Source organism: Nonomuraea sp. NPDC049141, assembly GCF_040648415.1.
Classification (GTDB): domain Bacteria; phylum Actinomycetota; class Actinomycetes; order Streptosporangiales; family Streptosporangiaceae; genus Nonomuraea.
Map to the genome: position 1 here is coordinate 139,724 of NZ_JBEZDR010000029.1, position 18,745 is coordinate 158,468.

At 70.4% G+C, this 18,745-nt stretch carries 19 protein-coding genes; 15 read left to right on the forward strand and 4 right to left on the reverse strand.

The window, feature by feature from the left end:
- Positions 1-2: 2 nt before the first annotated feature.
- The 4 genes from AB0B91_RS55210 to rfbD are packed head-to-tail and all read left to right on the forward strand — an operon-like array spanning position 3 to position 3,846.
- Positions 3-1,070: a glucose-1-phosphate thymidylyltransferase gene (locus tag AB0B91_RS55210; RefSeq protein ID WP_358339665.1), complete on the forward strand. Its 1,068-nt coding sequence runs from the start codon at positions 3-5 to the stop codon at positions 1,068-1,070.
- Positions 1,067-1,999 carry a dTDP-glucose 4,6-dehydratase gene (rfbB, locus tag AB0B91_RS55215; RefSeq protein WP_358339667.1) on the forward strand — a complete coding sequence of 311 codons (933 nt, stop codon included), beginning with the start codon at positions 1,067-1,069 and terminating at the stop codon, positions 1,997-1,999. Before AB0B91_RS55210 ends, rfbB begins: the two co-directional genes overlap by 4 nt.
- On the forward strand, positions 2,000-2,953 hold the full coding sequence (locus AB0B91_RS55220) for an endonuclease/exonuclease/phosphatase family protein (RefSeq protein ID WP_358339669.1): 954 nt from the start codon (positions 2,000-2,002) through the stop codon (positions 2,951-2,953). It begins immediately after the preceding gene.
- The gene (rfbD, locus tag AB0B91_RS55225; protein WP_358339671.1) at positions 2,950-3,846 is read left to right on the forward strand and encodes a dTDP-4-dehydrorhamnose reductase; all 897 of its coding nucleotides are present in this window, start codon (positions 2,950-2,952) and stop codon (positions 3,844-3,846) included. The genes AB0B91_RS55220 and rfbD overlap by 4 nt, the downstream gene beginning before the upstream one ends.
- Here rfbD and rfbC (AB0B91_RS55230) read toward each other — a convergent pair.
- Positions 3,766-4,374: a dTDP-4-dehydrorhamnose 3,5-epimerase gene (gene rfbC, locus AB0B91_RS55230; RefSeq protein ID WP_358339673.1), complete on the reverse strand. Its 609-nt coding sequence runs from the start codon at positions 4,372-4,374 to the stop codon at positions 3,766-3,768. The two genes, rfbD and rfbC (AB0B91_RS55230), sit on opposite strands and share 81 nt — an antisense overlap.
- A gap of 237 nt (positions 4,375-4,611) precedes the next feature.
- Here rfbC (AB0B91_RS55230) and AB0B91_RS55235 point away from each other — a divergent pair, with 237 nt between their 5' ends.
- The 8 genes from AB0B91_RS55235 (at position 4,612) to AB0B91_RS55270 (ending at position 12,982) form a co-directional block, all read left to right on the forward strand.
- A complete protein-coding gene (locus AB0B91_RS55235; protein WP_358339675.1) occupies positions 4,612-5,541 on the forward strand; it encodes a hypothetical protein in 930 nt (309 codons plus the stop codon).
- A 70-nt stretch (positions 5,542-5,611) separates the two neighbouring features.
- Positions 5,612-6,829 carry a class I SAM-dependent methyltransferase gene (locus AB0B91_RS55240; protein ID WP_358339676.1) on the forward strand — a complete coding sequence of 406 codons (1,218 nt, stop codon included), beginning with the start codon at positions 5,612-5,614 and terminating at the stop codon, positions 6,827-6,829.
- Complete coding sequence (locus AB0B91_RS55245) at positions 6,826-7,599, forward strand: glucose-1-phosphate cytidylyltransferase (protein WP_358339678.1); 774 nt, start codon at positions 6,826-6,828, stop codon at positions 7,597-7,599. Before AB0B91_RS55240 ends, AB0B91_RS55245 begins: the two co-directional genes overlap by 4 nt.
- The gene (locus AB0B91_RS55250) at positions 7,596-8,246 is read left to right on the forward strand and encodes a PIG-L family deacetylase (RefSeq protein ID WP_358339680.1); all 651 of its coding nucleotides are present in this window, start codon (positions 7,596-7,598) and stop codon (positions 8,244-8,246) included. The genes AB0B91_RS55245 and AB0B91_RS55250 overlap by 4 nt, the downstream gene beginning before the upstream one ends.
- A gap of 6 nt (positions 8,247-8,252) precedes the next feature.
- Complete coding sequence (locus AB0B91_RS55255; protein WP_358339682.1) at positions 8,253-9,275, forward strand: SDR family oxidoreductase; 1,023 nt, start codon at positions 8,253-8,255, stop codon at positions 9,273-9,275.
- Positions 9,272-10,555, forward strand: coding sequence for a DUF4910 domain-containing protein (locus AB0B91_RS55260; RefSeq protein WP_358339684.1), 1,284 nt, complete (start codon positions 9,272-9,274; stop codon positions 10,553-10,555). The genes AB0B91_RS55255 and AB0B91_RS55260 overlap by 4 nt, the downstream gene beginning before the upstream one ends.
- Complete coding sequence (locus tag AB0B91_RS55265; RefSeq protein ID WP_358339686.1) at positions 10,552-11,523, forward strand: hypothetical protein; 972 nt, start codon at positions 10,552-10,554, stop codon at positions 11,521-11,523. Before AB0B91_RS55260 ends, AB0B91_RS55265 begins: the two co-directional genes overlap by 4 nt.
- The gene (locus AB0B91_RS55270) at positions 11,516-12,982 is read left to right on the forward strand and encodes an oligosaccharide flippase family protein (RefSeq protein WP_358339687.1); all 1,467 of its coding nucleotides are present in this window, start codon (positions 11,516-11,518) and stop codon (positions 12,980-12,982) included. Before AB0B91_RS55265 ends, AB0B91_RS55270 begins: the two co-directional genes overlap by 8 nt.
- Here the strand turns inward: AB0B91_RS55270 and AB0B91_RS55275 are convergent.
- Complete coding sequence (locus AB0B91_RS55275; protein ID WP_358339689.1) at positions 12,951-13,919, reverse strand: glycosyltransferase; 969 nt, start codon at positions 13,917-13,919, stop codon at positions 12,951-12,953. The two genes, AB0B91_RS55270 and AB0B91_RS55275, sit on opposite strands and share 32 nt — an antisense overlap.
- Before the next feature lie 177 nt (positions 13,920-14,096).
- Here AB0B91_RS55275 and AB0B91_RS55280 point away from each other — a divergent pair, with 177 nt between their 5' ends.
- The gene (locus tag AB0B91_RS55280; protein ID WP_358339691.1) at positions 14,097-15,104 is read left to right on the forward strand and encodes a hypothetical protein; all 1,008 of its coding nucleotides are present in this window, start codon (positions 14,097-14,099) and stop codon (positions 15,102-15,104) included.
- Here the strand turns inward: AB0B91_RS55280 and AB0B91_RS55285 are convergent.
- Positions 15,101-15,997 (reverse strand): DUF6492 family protein, encoded by an 897-nt coding sequence (locus AB0B91_RS55285; protein WP_358339693.1) that lies wholly within the window; start codon positions 15,995-15,997, stop codon positions 15,101-15,103. The two genes, AB0B91_RS55280 and AB0B91_RS55285, sit on opposite strands and share 4 nt — an antisense overlap.
- A gap of 109 nt (positions 15,998-16,106) precedes the next feature.
- On the opposite strand from AB0B91_RS55285, the gene AB0B91_RS55290 reads away from it, so the two are divergent.
- Both AB0B91_RS55290 and AB0B91_RS55295 read left to right on the forward strand, forming a co-directional pair.
- Entirely contained in the window at positions 16,107-16,829 is a 723-nt protein-coding gene (locus tag AB0B91_RS55290; RefSeq protein ID WP_358339694.1) for a hypothetical protein, read from the forward strand.
- Between the two features lie 2 nt (positions 16,830-16,831).
- Entirely contained in the window at positions 16,832-18,187 is a 1,356-nt protein-coding gene (locus tag AB0B91_RS55295) for an O-antigen ligase family protein (RefSeq protein WP_358339774.1), read from the forward strand.
- Here the strand turns inward: AB0B91_RS55295 and rfbC (AB0B91_RS55300) are convergent.
- A complete protein-coding gene (rfbC, locus tag AB0B91_RS55300; protein ID WP_358339696.1) occupies positions 18,126-18,671 on the reverse strand; it encodes a dTDP-4-dehydrorhamnose 3,5-epimerase in 546 nt (181 codons plus the stop codon). The genes AB0B91_RS55295 and rfbC (AB0B91_RS55300) overlap by 62 nt on opposite strands.
- Positions 18,672-18,745: the final 74 nt, after the last annotated feature.

Here is an 18,745-nt window from a genome sequence, read left to right on the forward strand (position 1 = left end):
CGGTGAAAGCACTCGTGCTCGCCGGAGGGTCGGGCACCCGGCTACGGCCCATCACCCACACCTCGGCCAAGCAACTCGTCCCCGTCGCCAACAAACCGGTGCTGTTCTACGGCCTGGAGGCGATCGCCGAGGCGGGGATCAGGGAGCTCGGCCTGGTCGTGGGCGACACGCACGCCGAGATCGAGGCGGCCGTCGGCGACGGCTCCGCGTTCGGCCTGCAGGTGACCTACCTGCGCCAGGAGGCGCCGCTGGGCCTGGCCCACGGCGTGCTGATCGCCCGCGACTTCCTCGGTGACGACGACTTCGTCATGTACCTGGGCGACAACTTCATCGTGGGCGGCATCAGCGGCCTGGTGGACCGGTTCGTCAGGGAGCGGCCCACCGCCCAGATCATGCTCACCAGGGTCGGCGATCCGCGCCAGTTCGGGGTCGCCGAGCTCGACGCGGCCGGCCGGGTGGTCGGCCTGGAGGAGAAGCCCGACCGGCCCAAGAGCGACCTCGCGCTGGTCGGCGTCTACCTCTTCAGCCAGGCCATTCACGCCGCCGTGGCCGAGCTCAAGCCGTCGTGGCGGGGCGAGCTGGAGATCACCGACGCGATCCAGTGGCTGATCGAGGCGAATCTACGCGTCGAGTCGTCGGTGATCTCCGGTTACTGGAAGGACACCGGCAACGTCACCGACATGCTCGAGGTGAACCGGCTCGTGCTGGAGTCGCTCGACCGGCGGGTGAGCGGCCTGGTGGACCAGGCCAGCGAGCTGATCGGGCGGGTCGTGGTGGAGCCGGGGGCCGTGGTCGAGCGCTCACGCGTCGTCGGCCCGGTGATCATCGGCCCTGGCGCGCGGGTCCAGGACAGCTACGTTGGCCCGTTCACCTCGATCGGCGCCGACTGCGCGGTCGTCCGCAGCGAGATCGAGTACTCGATCGTGCTGCCCAGAGCCTCCATCCAGGGAGTCGGCCGGATCGAGTCGTCGCTGATCGGCCACGACGTCGAGGTCACCCCTGCCCCAGACACCCCCAAAGCCCACCGTCTAGTGCTGGGCGATCACAGCAAGGTGCAGATCAGTTCATGAGACGGATTTTGGTGACAGGCGGGGCGGGCTTCATCGGCTCGCACTTCGTCCACGGGTTGCCCGACGCGGACGTGACCGTGCTCGACAAGCTCACGTACGCGGGCAACCGGGCCAACCTCGAAGGGGCGCCCCACACATTCGTCCACGGCGACATCTGCGACGCCGGGCTGCTCAGTGAGGTGGTGCCCGGCCACGACCTGGTGGTCAACTTCGCCGCGGAGTCGCACGTCGACCGGTCGATCGAAGGGCCGGCCGAGTTCGTGCGCACCAACGTGCTCGGCACCCAGACGCTCATGCAGGCGTGCCTGGACGCCGGTGTCCCGAAGGTGGTGCACGTGTCGACCGACGAGGTCTACGGGTCCATCGACCACGGCTCGTGGGACGAGTCCGCGCCGATCCTGCCGCGCTCGCCGTACGCCGCGGCCAAGGCGGGCGGTGACCTGGTCGCCCGCGCGTACGCGATCACGTACGGCCTCGACGTGTCGATCACCCGGTGCGGCAACAACTACGGGCCCCGGCAGTACCCGGAGAAGGTCATCCCGCTGTTCGTCACGAACCTGCTGCGCGGCGAGCGGGTGCCGCTCTACGGCGACGGCGGGAACGTCCGCGACTGGATCCACGTCCAGGACCACTGCGCGGGCATCCGCCTGGTGGCCGAGAAGGGCGGTCCTGGCGAGGTCTACCACATCGCGGGCACCGCCGAGCTGACCAACAAGGAGCTGACCGCCCGGCTGCTGGAGGCGTGCGGCCGGGACTGGAGCATGGTCGAGCCCGTCGCGGACCGCAAGGGCCACGACCGCCGCTACTCGCTCGACGACAGCAAGCTGCGCGGGCTGGGCTACCGGCCGGAGATCGCGTTCGAGCAGGGGCTGAAGGACACCGTCAGCTGGTACGCGAGCAACACGGCGTGGTGGGGGGCGAGCCGGTAGTTGAAGCAGAACACCTGGGTGACCCCCGCGCTCTGGGCGTTGCTGTCACCGTTCGCCGGCTGGGCCGTGCTCCGCGTGACCGGCTGGGAGCCCAAGTTCAGGTGGTCCCAGCTCGTGTCGTTCACCCCGTACGCCGCCGCGGGCTCGCTGGTGCCGCTGGCGTTCGCTCTGGCGGTGCGCAACCGGCCCGCCACGCTGGCCGCGCTGGTGGTGGGCGGGATGCTGGCCTCGGTCGTGCTGCCCCGCGCGGTGCCGCAGGGCGTCCCCGAGACGGACGGGCAGCCGCTCCGCGTGATGACCGCGAACGTGCTCCGGGGCTCGGTGCCCGCCGAAGCCCTGATCAGCGCGGTCGAGCGGAACCGTCCCGACGTGCTCACCCTGCAGGAGTTCACCCCGTACCTCGCGGCGCGGCTGGCGGAGGCCGGTCTCGGCGCCCTGCTGCCCCATCACGTGGAACAGCTCGGCACGGCCATCTACTCGCGCTTCCCGCTGCGTCCGGGAATCGGCTTCGAAAAGGACCAGTGGCAGCACGTCGGCGGCCTGGTCACGCTGCCGGACGGTTCGGAGGTGGACATCGTCGGCGTGCACGCCTGCGCGCCCTCCGCCGGCTGGCTGGCGGGGTGCTGGGCGCAGAGCATCCAGGTCCTGCCACCCGCGATGCCGAAGGTGGCGAAGCGGCCGCGTGTCCTGGCCGGTGACTTCAACTCCACGCTCGACCACGCGGTGCTGCGGGAGCTGATCGCCACCGGCTATCAGGACGCCGCGTCCGTCACCGGAAAGGGGCTCGCCATGACCTGGCCGTACAACGGGCGCTCCGCCCTCGTCCCCAAAGTGGCCATCGACCACGTGCTGGCGTCCGAGGGGGTGGCCGTGCGCTCGTTCGAGACGCTCGCCCTCCCGCGTACCGACCATCGCGCCACGGTCACGGACCTGGTGCTGAGGCGGGCCGCATGAGGTGGATGATCACGGGTGCCGGCGGAATGCTCGGCACCGACCTGACAGAGTTGCTCCGGGTGACGCCCGGGATGCGGGTCGTCCCGTTCGCCCGGTCCGAGCTGGACCTGCGCGACGCCGACGCGGTGGCCTGGGCGGTCCGCGCGGCCCGGCCCGACGTGGTGGTCAACTGCGGCGCGTGGACGAACGTCGACGAGGCCGAGACGCGCGAGCAGGAGGCGCTGGCGATCAACGGGACGGCCGTGGCCGTCCTGGCCCGGGTCGCCGCCGAGCTGGGCGCCCGGCTGATCCAGCTCTCCACCGACTACGTCTTCGACGGCTCCGGGCACGACCCGTACCGGGAGACCGCGCCGACGGGCCCCATCAACGCCTATGGGAGGACCAAGCTCGCGGGCGAGCGCGCGGCCCTGGAACACGGCCATCACGTGGTGCGTACGGCCTGGCTCTACGGCGCCCAGGGCCGCAGCTTCGCCCGCACGATGGTCGGACTCGAAGGCTCCCGGCAGACCGTCTCCGTGGTCGACGACCAGTTCGGCCAGCCCACCTGGACCGGCGACCTGGCCGAGCGGATCGTCCTGCTCGGCCGGGCGGACGCCCCGCCCGGCGTCTATCACGGGACGAGCGCGGGGCGGACGACCTGGTACGACTACGCGCGGGAGATCTTCACCCTGCTCGGGGCCGATCCCGGCAGGGTCGAGCCCATCCCGAGCACTGCCCTGTGCCGGCCCGCCCCGCGCCCCGCCAACAGCCTGCTGGGGCACGGGAACTGGCGGGCCGCCGGGCTGCCGCCGATGCGCGACTGGTCCACCGCCTTACACGAGGCCTGGCCGGCCCTGCTGACCTCCTGGAGTGCTCGCGTAGTGAGCCAGGCAGTCGGCGTAGGAGGGGAGTAGACCGTGTTCGACGGCTTCGGCCAGCGTGGGCGCGGCGGCGTCCTTGTCCGCGAGGATCGGCTCGATGCCCTCCGGCCAGACGATGCCGAGTGCCGGGTCCAGCGGGTGGATGCCGTGCTCGCGCTGGGGGGCGTACGAGGTGGAGCACAAATAGACCACGGTGGCCGACTCGCTGAGCGTGAAGAACGCGTGGCCGAGCCCCTCGGCCAGGTAGACGGCCCGCCGCGAGACGTCGTCCAACCGCGCCGCCGCCCAGCGGCCGAAGGTGGGCGAGCCGGTTCTGAGGTCCACCGCGACGTCGAGGACGCTGCCGGAGACGCACGTGACGTACTTGGCCTGGCCGGGAGGCACGTCCGCGTAGTGCACGCCGCGCAGCACGCCCCTGGTCGAGACCGAGCAGTTGGCCTGGGCGAGCTCCAGCGGGCGGTCGAGCTGGTCGTTCCTGAACCATTCGAGGAACGCCCCACGCCGATCCGTATGGATACGTGGGCTGAACAGCCAGGCGCCGTCGAAACCGAGGGGATCCATGGAGCGGATCCTGACATAGCAGGAACGTTCCTACCAGTGTGTGTAACGCGTGAGATGGCAGTCGCGAAATGCCAGTTGATTGAGGCATGTGATCCTGAGCGGGGTCAGGGTCGACATCGTCCCCATCAGTACGTTTCCGGGAGCCAGCAACCCATCCCGCCCCACGCACGTCCTCGCAAGACCTACGAGGGGAGATCGGTTCGACTCGCACCATGCACGTGTAGGGGGCAAGACCAGATGACCACGGTATTCACCGGCAGCACGATGAACGACGAGGCACGACGCGAGAGGATCTTCCAGGGCGACGTCTTCGTCTACGCGGCCTCTCCCGCGTCCCGCGAGCTCGTGTCCTTCGCCCGCGAGCTGGTCGCCGAGACGTTCGGCGGCATGGACCCCACCACCGCCCAGCACAGCCTGCCGGTCGAACGCTTCGCCGCGCTGCTGGCCGACGTCAAGCCGCGCTTCATCCACCATCCGAGGTGCAAGGAGATCATCGCCGTCCTGCTGGACGAGCTGGGGTTCGCGCCGGGCGAGACCTACTTCGACGTGCCGCGGCTGCGGACCTCGACCTCCGACGGCTACCTCGACTCGGGCATCTCGTACGCCTACCACGCGCACCGCGACTGCTGGTACGCGGCGCCGTTCAACCAGGTGAACTGGTGGATCCCCGTCTACGACGTGGTGCCGGAGAACGTGTTCGCCCTGCACCCGGAGTACTTCGACCGGGCCGTGCGCAACGGCAGCGACCGCTACGACTACGCGTCGTGGGTCAGGACGGAGCGCCCGTCGGCGGCCCAGCACATCTACAGCGACACGCGCGAGCAGCCGAAGCCGGAAGAGGACCTCGACCTGTCCGGCGAGCTCAGGATCGTCACGGAGCCGGGCGGGGTGCTCCTCTTCTCGGGTGCCCAACTGCACTCGACCGTGCGTAACACCTCGGGCGTGACGCGCTTCAGCATCGACTTCCGCACCGTCCACATCGACGACGTCAAGTCGCGCAAGGGCGCGCCCAACGTGGATGCGACGTGCCTGGGCACCACGCTGCGCGACTTCATGCGCGCCAAGGACCTGGCGCGCATTCCGGAGGAGCTGTCGGCGGAGTACGAGAAGGAGGCCAGGGCTCACTTGGAGCGAGCCAACGCCGAAAAAGCCGATATTTCGCACTGATCAGCGGTCGTTTCACTCATCGGGAGGGGATCATGTCTCGTCGGAAAGAGCGCGGAAGAGGTAGAGGCCGGTGACCCGTTGCCGGCTCTGCGGCTCGGCCGAACTGGCGAGCGTGGTCGACCTCGGCGCCACGCCGCCCTGCGAGCTGTTCCTCACCCGGGAGCGGCTCGACGAGCCCGAACTCACCTACCCGCTGCACCTGCGGGTCTGCACGAACTGCTGGCTCGCCCAGATCCCGCCGCTGATCCAGCCGGAGGAGACGTTCACGGAGTACGCGTACTTCTCCTCCTTCTCCACCTCCTGGGTGGAGCACGCCCGGGAGTTCGTGGACGCGGCCGTGGACCGGTTCGCGCCCGGCTTCGTGGTCGAGGTCGCCAGCAACGACGGCTACCTGCTGCAGCACGTGGCCGGCCGGGGCGTGCGCTGCCTGGGCATCGAGCCGTCGGCCAACGTGGGCCAGGCGGCCAGGGACAAGGGCATCGCCACCCGTACCGCGTTCCTCGACCCGGAGACCGGCGCGGCGGTCCGTGCCGAGCACGGTCCCGCCGACCTGGTCGTGGCCAACAACGTGTACGCGCACATCCCCGACGTCGTCGGCTTCACCAAGGGCCTGCGGGCGCTCGTCGCCGACGACGGGTGGGTCTCCATCGAGGTGCAGCACCTGCTCACGCTCGTGGAGCTGAACCAGTACGACACGATCTACCACGAGCACTTCCAGTACTACACGGTCGCCTCCGCGCAGCGGGCGCTGGCCACGGGCGGCCTGGCGCTGGTCGACGTGGAGCTGCTGCCGACGCACGGCGGCTCCATCCGGCTCTGGGCCCGGCCCGAGGAGGCGGGCGGCGAGCCCACCGATCGGGTGGCCGACGTGCTGGCCAGGGAGAAGGGGGCCGGTCTCGACGAGCTGGCCGGCTATGCGGAGTTCGCGGCGCGGGTGGCCAAGGTCCGCCGTGACCTGCTCCGCTTCCTCATCGACGCGGCCGAGGCGGGCAAGACCGTGGCCGGCTACGGCGCTCCGGGGAAGGGCAACACGCTGCTCAACCACTGCGGCATCCGCGAGGACCTGCTGGCGTACACGGTGGACCGCAATCCGTACAAGCACGGCAGGTTCACGCCGGGCACCCGCATCCCCATCCTGCCGCCCGAGCGACTCGCCGAGGACCGGCCGGACTACGTGCTGGTGCTCCCGTGGAACCTGCGAGAGGAGCTCACCGAACAGCTCTCCTACGTCCGCGCGTGGGGCGGTCAGCTGGTCTTTCCCATCCCGAGTCTGGAGATCGTGCCATGAAGGTCGTGCTCTTCTGCGGCGGGTACGGCACGAGGATGCGTACCGGCGCTCCGGGCGAGGTCCCCAAGCCCATGCAGCTCGTCGGCCCCCGGCCGCTTCTCTGGCATGTGATGCGCTACTACGCGCACTTCGGGCACACCGAGTTCATCCTGTGCCTGGGGTACGGCGCGCAGCACATCACGGAGTTCTTCCTCGACTACCGGGAGACCGTCTCCAACGACTTCCGGCTGCACGGCAGCCAGGTGGAGCTGCTGGCGCAGGACATCTCCGACTGGTCGATCTCCTTCGTGCAGACCGGGATCCAGTCGCCGATCGGCGAGCGGTTGCGCCGGGTCCGCGATCATCTGGAGGGCGATGAGATGTTCCTGGCCAACTACGCCGACGTGCTCACCGACGCGCCGCTGCCGGAGATCATCGATCGCTTCACCGCCGCCGACGTGGGCGCGTCCATGATGGTCGTGCCGCCGCCCGGCACCTTCCACTGCGTCGACGTCGACGACGACGGGCTGGCGAGGAACATCGCGCCGGTCACGGAGCTCCCCATGTGGGTCAACGGCGGATATTTCGTGCTCCGTCAGGAAATTTTCGATCATATTCCTGAAAATGGGGATCTGGTGGGGGATGGGTGCATGGAGCTGACCAAGCGCGGCCGGCTTCTGACGTACCGGCACCGCGGTTACTGGCGGCCGACCGACACCGTCAACCAGCGGATCGAGCTGGACGAGGCGTACTCGCGCGGCGACCGGCCCTGGGCGCTGTGGGAGGCATGATCCGGCTGACGGCCGCCCGGATGGACCGGATCGTCGCGCTGGGCGCGCACTGCGACGACATCGCCATCGGGGCGGGCGGCACGCTGCTCACCCTCTGCGCGGGCCGTCCCGGACTACAGATCGACGCGCTGGTCCTGTCCGGCGGGGGCACCGAGCGGGAGGACGAGGAGCACGCGGCGCTCACCGCCTTCTGCCCCGGCGCCGACCTGCGGCTGACCGTGCTCAAGCTGCCCGACGGCCGGCTGCCCGCGAACTGGGAGCAGGCCAAGGAGGCGCTGGAACTGCTCCGGGCCAGGACCGACCCCGACCTGATCCTCGGCCCGCACCCGGGAGACGCCCACCAGGACCACCGGGGCCTGGCCGAACTCGTGCCCACGGCCTTCCGCGACCACGTGACGCTCGGCTACGAGATCGTCAAGTGGGACGGCGACCTCGGCCGCCCCTCCGCCTACCAGCCGCTGCGGCCGGAGGTGGCGGCAGAGAAAGTCGCTCTGCTGAAGCGGCACTACCCCTCGCAACTCCGGCGTTCCTGGTTCGACGACGAAGCCTTCCTCGGGCTCGCCCGCATCCGCGGCATCGAGTGCGGCGACAGGTACGCCGAAGCCTTCCACACCCGCAAACTGACTCTCGACCTCGCAGGAGGCTAGCCGGATATGCGTGTACTGCTGACCGGACACCAGGGCTACCTGGGCACCGTCATGTCCCCCGTACTGGCCGGGGCGGGGCACGAGGTGATCGGCCTCGACTCGGGGCTGTTCGCCGACTGCGTCCTGGGGCCCCCGCCGGACGACCCGGAGGGGCTCGCCGTGGACCTGCGCGAGGTCCCGGCCGAGGCGCTGGCGGGGTTCGACGCGGTCGTACACCTGGCCGCCCTCTCCAACGACCCGCTCGGCTCGCTGGCGCCCGACCTGACCTACGACATCAACTACCACGCGTCCGTACGACTGGCCCGGCTGGCCCGCGACGCGGGCGTGCGGCGCTTCCTGTACGCCTCCACCTGCTCGGTCTACGGAGCCGCGGGCGGGGACGACCTGGTCACGGAGGAGGCGCCCCTGCGTCCCGTGACCCCCTACGCCGAGTCCAAGGTGCGGGTGGAGGACGAGGTGCTGAAGCTGGCCGACGCCGCCTTCTCGCCGGTCTTCCTGCGCAACGCCACGGCCTTCGGCTTCTCGCCCCGGCTGCGCGCGGACATCGTGCTCAACAACCTGGTGGGGCACGCGCACCTGTCCGGCGAGGTACGCGTGCTATCCGACGGCACGCCGTGGCGGCCCCTGGTGCACGCGCTGGACATCGCGGAGGCGTTCGCCGCCGTGCTGAGCGCGCCGCGCGAGGCCGTGCACGGCGAGGCGTTCAACGTGGGCACCGAGCAGAACAACGTCACCGTGGCCGGGATCGCGGCGACCGTGGTGGAGGCGGTGCCCGGCGCCACGCTGGCCATCACGGGGGAGACGGGGGCCGATCCGCGCTCCTACCGGGTCGACTTCTCGCGGATCCGCGCCGCGCTGCCCGGCTACGAGGCGCGCCGCTCGGTGAAGGAGGGCGCGCTCGAACTCATCGACGCCTACCGGCGCCACGGGCTGACCAGGGAGGGCTTCGAGCGCCGTTTCACCCGCCTGGCCCGGCTGTCGGACCGGCGGGCCGCGGGCACCGTCGACGATCGGCTGATGCCGTCGTGACCGGGCTCGGAAAGGAGATGCACGAGCTCGTCGAGCGGCTCTACCCGCTGTGCCGGAGCATCACGGGAGACGGCGTCCGGCGGACGTTGGAGATCATCGGCGAGCTCGTCCCGCTGGACGTGCACGAGGTGCCCACCGGCACGCAGGTGCTCGACTGGAACGTGCCCAAGGAGTGGAACATCCGCGACGCCTACGTCAAGGACCCCACGGGCGCCAAGGTCGTCGACTTCGCCGAGTCCAACCTGCACGTGGTCGGCTACAGCGTGCCGGTGGCGGCCCGGATGCCGCTGGCGGAGCTCCGCGACCACCTGCACACGCTGCCCGACCAGCCGGGGCTCATCCCGTACCGGACCAGCTATTACGCCGAGGACTGGGGGTTCTGCCTGCGCCACGAGACGCTGGAGAGCCTGCGGGACGGCGAGTACGAGGTGGTGGTGGACTCGACGCTGGAGGACGGCCACCTCACGTACGCCGAGCACGTCGTGCCCGGCCGGACGAGCGAGGAGGTGCTGATCTCCTGCCACACCTGCCACCCGTCGCTGGCCAACGACAACCTGGCGGGCATCGCGGTGGCCACCCAGCTCGCCCGGCGGCTGGCGGACACGTCGCCGCGCTACACCTACCGCTTCCTGTTCGCGCCCGGCACGATCGGGTCGATCACCTGGCTGGCCCGCAACAGGGACGCGGTCGAGCGGGTCAGGCACGGGCTGGTGCTCGCGTGCGCGGGGGACGGCGGCGCGCTCACGTACAAGCGGAGCAGGCGCGGCGACACGGAGATCGACCGGGCGGTGGGACACGTGCTGCGCACCTCCGGGCGCCCGCACCGCACGCTCGACTTCTCCCCGTACGGCTACGACGAGCGGCAGTACTGCTCGCCCGGCTTCGACCTGCCCGTCGGCTGCCTGACCAGATCGACGTACGCGGGCTACCCGGAGTACCACACGTCGGGCGACAACCCGGCTTTCGTGCTGCCCGAGTCGCTGGAGGACACCCTGGAGACCTGCTGGGAGGTGACTCGGGTGCTGGAGGACGACCGGCGCCTGGTCAACCTCAGCCCCTACGGCGAGCCGCAGCTCGGCCGGCGCGGCCTGTACGGGGCACTGGGCGGCAGGAGCGACACCAAGCAGGCGCAGATGGCCATGCTCTGGGTGCTGAACCTGTCGGACGGCACGCACACCCTGCTGGACGTCGCGGAACGGGCCGGCCTTCCGTTCCGGGCGGTGGCCGAGGCCGCGCACAGCCTGGAAGACGCGGGATTGGTGAGGGAATGGAAACCATGAGCTTGCGGGTCGGAGACCTGGTGGAGATCCGCAGCGAGGCCGAGATCCTGGCCACGCTGGACGAGCGCGGCGAGCTGGACGGCCTGCCGTTCATGCCGGAGATGCTGAAGTTCTGCGGCCAGCGCCTCACGGTGCACAAGGTCGCGCACAAGCTCTGCGACACGCTGACGAAGACGGGCCTGCGGCGGATGGACAGCGCCGTGCACCTGCTCGGCGCGCGGTGCGACGGCTCGGCGCACGGCGGCTGCCAGACGGCCTGCTCCATGTACTGGAAACAGGCGTGGATCAAGCGGGTCGCGGCGGACGAGCTGCCCTCGCACGCCGTGCCGGACTCCCGGCTGCTGCCGCTGCTGGAGATCAACAGCCGCAAACCGCCGGGCGAGGACGGCGCGGAACGCTACTCCTGCCAGGCGACCGAGCTGCTGAGAGCGGCTCCCGTGCCGCTGCCGATGGCCGATCTGGGGCAGTTCGTGGCGGACGTGCGAACGCGCAACGTCGGGGTGCTCAGAACACTGCAGGCCACCGGGATCGGGCTGTACAACCGGTTCCAGCACCTGACCAGAAGGAAGCTCCCCCGCCTGTTGCGGATCAAGGGCGGCCGGCCGTGGGGCCAGATGAAGGGCAACGTCAGAGGCCGTACGCCGGTCCAGACGCTGAACCTCCAGCCGGGGGAGCTGGTCCGCGTGCGGTCCCGGCAGGAGATCCTGGACACCGTCAACGAGGACCTGTCCAACCGCGGCATGAACTTCGACGCCGAACTGGCCCGCCACTGCGGCCGGACCGCGCGGGTGCGCGCCCGGGTGGACCGCTGTATCGACGAGCCCAGCGGGCGGATGCTGGAGATGAAGACGCCCTGCATCGTGCTCGAGAACGTGGTGTGCGAGGGCGTCCACTCGCTGAACTGCCCGCGGGAGTTCTTCCCGTTCTGGCGGGAGATCTGGCTGGAACGGGTCGCGGACGGTGAGTGAGCCCACGGCGAGCGAACCCGTCACCAGCGATCACCGGGCCGGGTCGGCGAGCAGGGGACTGCGGTGGGGGCTGCTGGCCAGGGGCGGGTCGAAACTGGCCACCTTCACCCTGAGCCTCGTCCTCGCCCGCCTCCTCGCCCCGGCCGACTTCGGGTTGTACGCGGTCGCGCTGGCCGCCAACCAGTTCCTCTTCTACGTCAACGACGCCGGCATCGTCGCGGCCGTCGTGCAGTGGCGCGGCAAGCTGGAGGACATGGTGGTCACCGCGACCACCGTGGTCATCACCCTCAGCGTGGCCATCTACGCCGTGTTCTGGATGGCGGCGCCCTACTTCACCGGCCTGGCGGGCAACGTCTCCGCCACGCCCGTGGTGCGGCTGCTCACCGTGATCATCGTGATCGACGGGTTCGTCAACGTACGCAGCGCGGTCATGCTCCGTGGTTTCCAGCAGGACAAGATCGCCAAGGCGAACATGGCGGGCATCGCCGTCCAGGTGCCGGTGGCGATCACGCTGGCGGCCACGGGCGCGGGCGTCTACAGCTTCGTCATCGGCGCGGTGGCCAACTCCCTGGTGAGCGGCGTCCTGGTGTTCTACTGGGCCAAGATGCCCCTGCGGCTGGGCTTCGACCGGGCCATCGCCCGCAAGCTGCTCGGCTTCGGCGTGCCCCTGGCGGTCAGCCTGGCCATCGAGGCGCTGGTGCTCAACGCCGACGCGATCATCATCGGCCGGCTGCTGGGCGCCGCCACGCTCGGCTTTTACATGATCGCGCTGAACGTGTCGAGCTGGGTGCCCGGACTGGTCGGCGAGGCCCTGCGCCATGTCACGCTGCCCGGCTTCTCGCGGGTCGCCGAGGAGCGCCCCGAGGCGTTCTCCGCGCGCGTCCAGCAGATCGTGCCGATGCTGCTCACGCTGGTGCTGCCCGTCGCGGTGCTCTTCGGCGTGCTGGCGCCCCTGGTCGTGCCCTTCCTGTACGGCGAGAGGTGGCTGCCCGCCGCCCAGGCGCTGTCCTTCCTCATGGCGCTGATGGTGGTGCGGATGCTCACCGCGCTGGCCTTCGACATCCTGACCTCGCTCGGCGCGACCAGGCTCGTCGTGTGGATGAACCTGAGCTGGGCCGTGGTGCTGCTGCCCGCGCTCTACGCGGGCGCGCGGCTGGACGGCATCCGGGGCGTGGCGATCGCGCACGCGGCCGTCGCGCTCCTGATCGCCCTTCCCGTGACGGCGCTGCAGCTGCGCCGCTCGGGGGTCGTGCTCGGGCCGATCCTGCCCGGGATACTCCGGCTGCTCCTCGGCGGCCTGCTGGCAGGCCTCGCAGCTTGGCTGGTGTCCAGGTGGACCGAGGGGGCCATCGACTTCGTCCGGCTCTGCGCCGCGGGCGGAGCCGGAGTGATCGTGTACGTGGTGACCGGACTCTCGCGGGACCGGATCAGGAAGATTCGCGAGGTGGTGATGAGCTGAGCCGGCCCCGCCAGCCGCGCGCCACGTCGATGCCGGAGTGGGCGACGTTGCGGGCCATGGGCACGGCGTTGCGGCGCAGCCAGGGGCGCAGCGCGGCGTAGGCGCGCAGCCGCTGGCCGCGGCTGAGTGGAGCGTTCCTGATGACCCGGAGCAGCGCGCGGCCCTCCTCCACGTTCGGGAGGAAGAAGCGCTGGTCTCCGGGCTTCTCGCGGGCGCGGAAGGCGCGCGCGTGGTTGACCTGGCTGTTGCTGCCCGAGTGGTTGCGGTGCCGCAGCAGCAGCTCGTCCACCACGACCAGGGGCCCGAGCAGCGCCAGGCCCGAGATCATCACCCGGTCGGCGGGCAGGATGGGCTCCAGGGGCCGGGCGCGCAGCAGCGTCTCCCTGCGCATGAGCCCGTAGAAGTGCATGGTCTCGTCGTAGTTGTCCAGCCGGTGGCGCAGGCGCGCCACCGGGTCGGGCTGGTCGGTGGGGGCGGTGTCGCGCCAGGTGCCGATGGTCTGCCCCGTCTCGTCGATCTCCTCGACGCCCGAGATGGCGGCGGCGGCCGTCGGATGGCGGCGCAGCGCCGCTGAAAGCAGCGCCAGACGGTCCTCGCGGTACTCGTCGTCGGACGTGGCGTAGGAGAAGAACTCGCCACGCGTCTCGTGGACGACCTTGTTGTGGTTGGCCGTGATGCCGACGTTGCGCTCGCGCCGCAGGTAGCGGACGCGGGGATCGGTCCTGGCCAGCTCGCGGCAGAGCTCCTCGGTGCCGTCCGTCGAGCAGTTGTCGGCGATCACCAGCTCGAAGTCGACGCCCTTCTGGGAGAGCACCGATCGCAGGGCGCCCTCCAGGTACGGCTCGCCGTTGTAGACGGGCATGCCGACCCCGATGGGCGGTGCGGCGCGGCCGACGAGTGGGGCGGAGGAGCGTACGGACGGTGATCTGGACGTCATCCGGCCAGCCTTTCTGCGGAGGCTGAGGTACGGTCGGGGCGATGGTCTCGCGAAGTAGGGCGAACAGCAACCAAGAGCAGCGATTCGTAACATCGCACCGAGCGGTCACGATAAGCAATCTGTACCATTTTTTTTGGCCAGGCATGGCTCATACAGCGGGGGCTTGGGCGGGTAAATATGGCTTTTTGGAACGATCTGTTCGGCCTTATCCGGAACAAGCGCGTAGGACCTCCCATCATCGCCCTCGCCCTGGTCTTCGCGACAGTGGCGTTCTTCCTGGGTTCGCCGCGTTATAAAACGGAGTCGTCGCTCATCCTGACCGCGCCGCCGTCGGGTGGCACCCTGTCGATGGACCCGGCGAAGCCGGTCGGCCTGACCAACCCGCTGCTGCAGTACAACGACGGGCTGCGGACGGTCGCGGGCATCCTCATCCTGGCCCTCAACAGCAAGGACGAGCTGCGCAAGCTCGGGATCGCGGAGAACGGCAGCACCGAGATCGTCATCGACGACGGCCGCTCGAACGCCGACCTGCTCGGCGTCGTGACGCAGGGGCCGTTCATCCACATCGCGGTCGAGGACCCGACGGCGGCGACCGCCAAGGCCATCCTGGAGCGGGCGGAGCGGCGTCTGCGTGAGGAGCTGACCAGCTACCAGAGCTCGCTCGGCGCGCCGAAGAGCACGTTCATCGCGGTCAACAACGTGGCGCTGATCCCGGTCGAGTACGACGGCACCGGCAAGCTCCAGCTGGCCGTGGAGGTGCTGGTCGTGGCCCTGCTGCTCGGGTTCGGCGGCGCCTACCTGATGTCGGTCCGCCGCCTTCGCGGCCGGCCCGCTCCGGTGGGACCGGCCGCGAGCGCGGCGGACGTCGCCGCTGCCGTCCCTGTCGCCGCGCCGGACGCTGTGAAGGGGCTCGCGCTCAACGGCCGATCACCCTCAACCGCGTCGGCGGGCGGTACGGCCACGCCCGCACCCGGCGGATCGGACGACGGCCCGTCCGGCCGATCGGACAGCGGCCCGTTCAGCCAGTCGGCCGGCGACGGCCCGTCTAGGGGGTCCGGCGACGGCCCGTTCGCGGACCGTGAGAACGACGATCCGCCGACGGAGGAGTTCGCCCGGATCACGAGCGAGCTGCTGAACGCCGTCACCGACCCGCGCAAGTCCGACCGGGACAACCACGCGGGTTAGGAGACCCGGTTGGCGACCTCGGCACAGCGCCTGATGGCCGCCTGCCGTACCTCTCGCGGGGTCCCCGACTTGGCGGAGACCATCATGCCGATCGCCCCGGGCCCGAGGCGGTCGGCGAAGGCCAGGGCGGTCGGCAGGTCCATCGGCGACTCGTCGGAGGACTTGTGGCACAGGGAGGTGTCCGACGGCGGACGCCCGCCCGGCGAGCTGAGCACCTCGTCCACGAAGAGTCCGTAGAGCATGAACTCCGACACGTGCAGCCGGGACCCGAAGACGTCGGCCCAGTGCCGCCCCATGTTCTCGGTGAGCCGCCGCTGGAGCCCCCGCACGATGGCGGGGTCCCAGAAGGTGAGCGGGCTCATGTAGTCGGGCAGCGGCGGCTCGGGCGGGGGCGGCAACCTGAGCAGCTCGCGGGCGACCCGGTGCCACAGCACGTGCCGCGTCATGAGCGGGTGCACCCCGTCCTCCAGCCGGTGCAGCAGCGGCCGGCCGCCGACCAGGGCGCGCTGGGCCGTCGTCGGCCGGACGAGCACCACGTCGGAGTCGGCCACCAGGACCACGTCCGCGTCCATCGCCGCCGTGGCCGCGAGCTTGACGATCTGCTGCATCACCCAGCCGCGTACGGGCGGCCAGGGCCGCAGGACGTTGACCCATATGCCCTGCCGAGGCACCTTGACGTAGCGCTTCGGCAGCAGCTCGCCCACGGTCCTGACCCGGCAACGGGGCCCTTCGTGCGCGGCGAACAGGTGCCTGTCGGCGCGCGGCACGAAGACGTGGTGGACGGTGTCCTCCGGCGTGTACTCCAGCACGGAGCGGTGCAGCTCGGCGAACTGATCCGCGTCGGGCCCGTAGCTGGGAGTGACGACGGCCAGCGAGTTCAGGGGCTTGGTCACGTCACCCTCTATCGGGAGGAGGCTTTGGCACGTTACATGCGATAAGTAACGCTGGTCGCAGCGTCGGCGATGGCTTGTCGTACGGGTGTGAGAAGCCTGGGGGGCTGTGTTGGACTTCTGGAGAGCGATCGCCGTCCTCCTGCGTCGCTGGTATGTCGCGGCTCCCGCGTTCCTGCTGACGTTGACCGCCGCCTACGGCGTCTACACGCAGATCCCCGTCCAGTACACCTCGACCACGCTCATGGTGCTCACGGTGCCGCCGAACGGGTCGTACCGGCCGCCGAACCCCAAGAATCCCAACCCGCTGATCAACCCGCTGCTGAACTTCGACGGCGGGCTGAACATGTCGGCCTCCATCCTGGTGCAGATCCTCAACACCGCAGAGGTGGCCGGCCAGATGGGCGTCCGGACGGACGGCGACACCACGTACAAGGTCAACAACGGCCACCCCAATCCCGAGCTGCTCATCAGCGCGCCCTTCGTGGTCATCGAGGGGACGAGCCGGGCGCCCCAGGACGCGCGGGCGATCGTGGTCAGGGTCGCCGAGCGGGCCAAGGTCGAGCTGAAACGGCGCCAGGAGGCGCTGAAAGCCCCGCCGGAGACGTACATCAACCTGAACGAGATGGTCGCCCCGACCGAGCCGCAGCCGCAGCGCGGCGGGAAGATCCGCAGCGCCGCGGCCGTGTTCGCGCTGGGCGTGGCCGCCGCGCTGGGCGCCTCCTTCTGCACCGAGAGCGTCATGGCCGGGTTGCGGCGCAGGCGGGAGGAGGGCGAGCCGGAATCGGCGCCCGAGACCGGGGCTCGGACCGAGGAAGCGGTGTTGCAGCGTTGAACGTGGCCATAGAGCGGTCCATCGTCCGGCCGGTGCCCCACCGGGCCGACGCCGCCACCCTGTGCGCGATCTTCACCGTGGTCCTCATGCTGGTGCCCGCCCGCCAGGTGATCGGCGGCCTGCCGTTCGATCTCACCTACGCGGAGGCCATCGGGCTGTTCGCCGCCGTGTGGTGGTTCTGCGCGCACCTCACCAGCACGCTCGGCGCGGCCAAGGGGCCGGCGGCGGTGCGGTACGCGATCTACTTCTACGCGCTCGCCTTCGTGGCGACCTACGCCTATTCGACGGCCGGGTTCCTGCCCTCGTACGAGCTGGACCTGTCCGATCACGTGCTCGTCATCGCGGTCGCGATGGTGGGCATCTCGCTGATCGGCGTGGACGGGGTGCCCAGCCGCGAGCGGATCGACCTGGTGCTGAAGACGCTGGTGGTGGCCGGGGCCATCATGGGGGTGATCGGCGCGGTCCAGTTCGTGCTGTCGTTCGACCTGACCCAGTACATGCAGATCCCGGGCAGCCGCGTACGGGCGGTGGAAGTGACGATCCTGGAGCGCAACGGGCTCAACCGGGTGGCCTCGACGGCGGGGCACCCCATCGAGTTCGGCGTCGTGTCCGCGATGGTGCTGCCGGTCGCCCTCCACTACGCCTTCGGCGCGCGCGAACGCGGCGAGCCGCAGCGGCGCTGGTGGCTCCTGGTGACGCTGATCGCCTGCGGGATGGCCTTCTCCGCCTCGCGCTCGACGGTCCTGGGCCTGGCCGCCTCCGGGGCGGTGCTGTTCCTCGGCTGGCCCAACGCCCGGCGTATCAGGGCGGCCGCCGCGCTCGCCGGGTTCCTGGTCGTCATGAAGCTGCTCGTCCCCGGCCTGATCGGCGCGATCGCCGGGCTGTTCACCAACCTCGACAACGACGAGAGCCTGCGCTGGCGGACCAACGACTACACCACGGCGATCGCGGAGTTCTCCCAGCATCCGCTGCTGGGCAGGGGCAACGGCACCTGGTTCCCGCCGCACCATCCCGTCTTCGACAACCAGTACCTGCTGACGGCCGTGCAGGGCGGCGCGATCGGCGTGCTGGCGTTCGTCGGCCTCTTCGTCGTCGGGATGTGGTCGGCCCTGCGTGCCAGGCGGCTGAGCGTGGACGACCAGACCCGCGACCTCGGGCTGACGCTGGCCGCCTGCCTGATCGTGCCGATGGTGGGCTCGGCCACGTTCGACCTGAACTCCTTCAGCACGGCCACCGCGCTGTCGTTCCTGCTCATCGGTATGGCCGGGGCGCTGATGCGGGCCGCGCGCCGCGAGGTCAGCCTTCCAGGCGCCGCCGTGCCTCTTTCCACGAGCCGGCCGCCAGATCCCGCGCGCTGATCGCCGAGACCGGGAGCGGCCAGTCGATCGCCAGGTCGGGGTCGTCGTAGCGCACGGAGATGTCCTCGGCCGGGTCGTGCGGCCGGTCGATCCGGTAGCAGACGTCGGCGTCGCTCAGCGCCTGGTAACCGTGGAGCAGGCCGGGCGGGACGTACAGGTGGGTGAAGGTCTCATCGTCGAGGACCACCGACATCCGCTCGCCGAAGGTGGCCGACCCGGGCCTGGCGTCCACGAGCACGTCGAACACCGCGCCGCGGGCGCACCGGACCAGCTTGGCCTCGCCCCGGCCGGTGCGGCCGTGCATGGCCCTGATCGCGCCCTTGACCGTGCGGGACTGGCTGTCCTGGACGAACGCCGCGCCGTCCAGGCCGTGCTCGGCCGCGATCCCGGCGTCGAACGTCCTGGTGAACAGGCCGCGCTCGTCGCTGTGCGGGCTCGGAATGAACAGCAGCGTCCCGGCGAGTGCCCCTTGCTCGACTCTCATTTGCTCAACGCTCATGGCCACACATCTTGGCCCGCTCTTTTATCGGCCGCCAGCGTGTAACGGATATAGCCCGA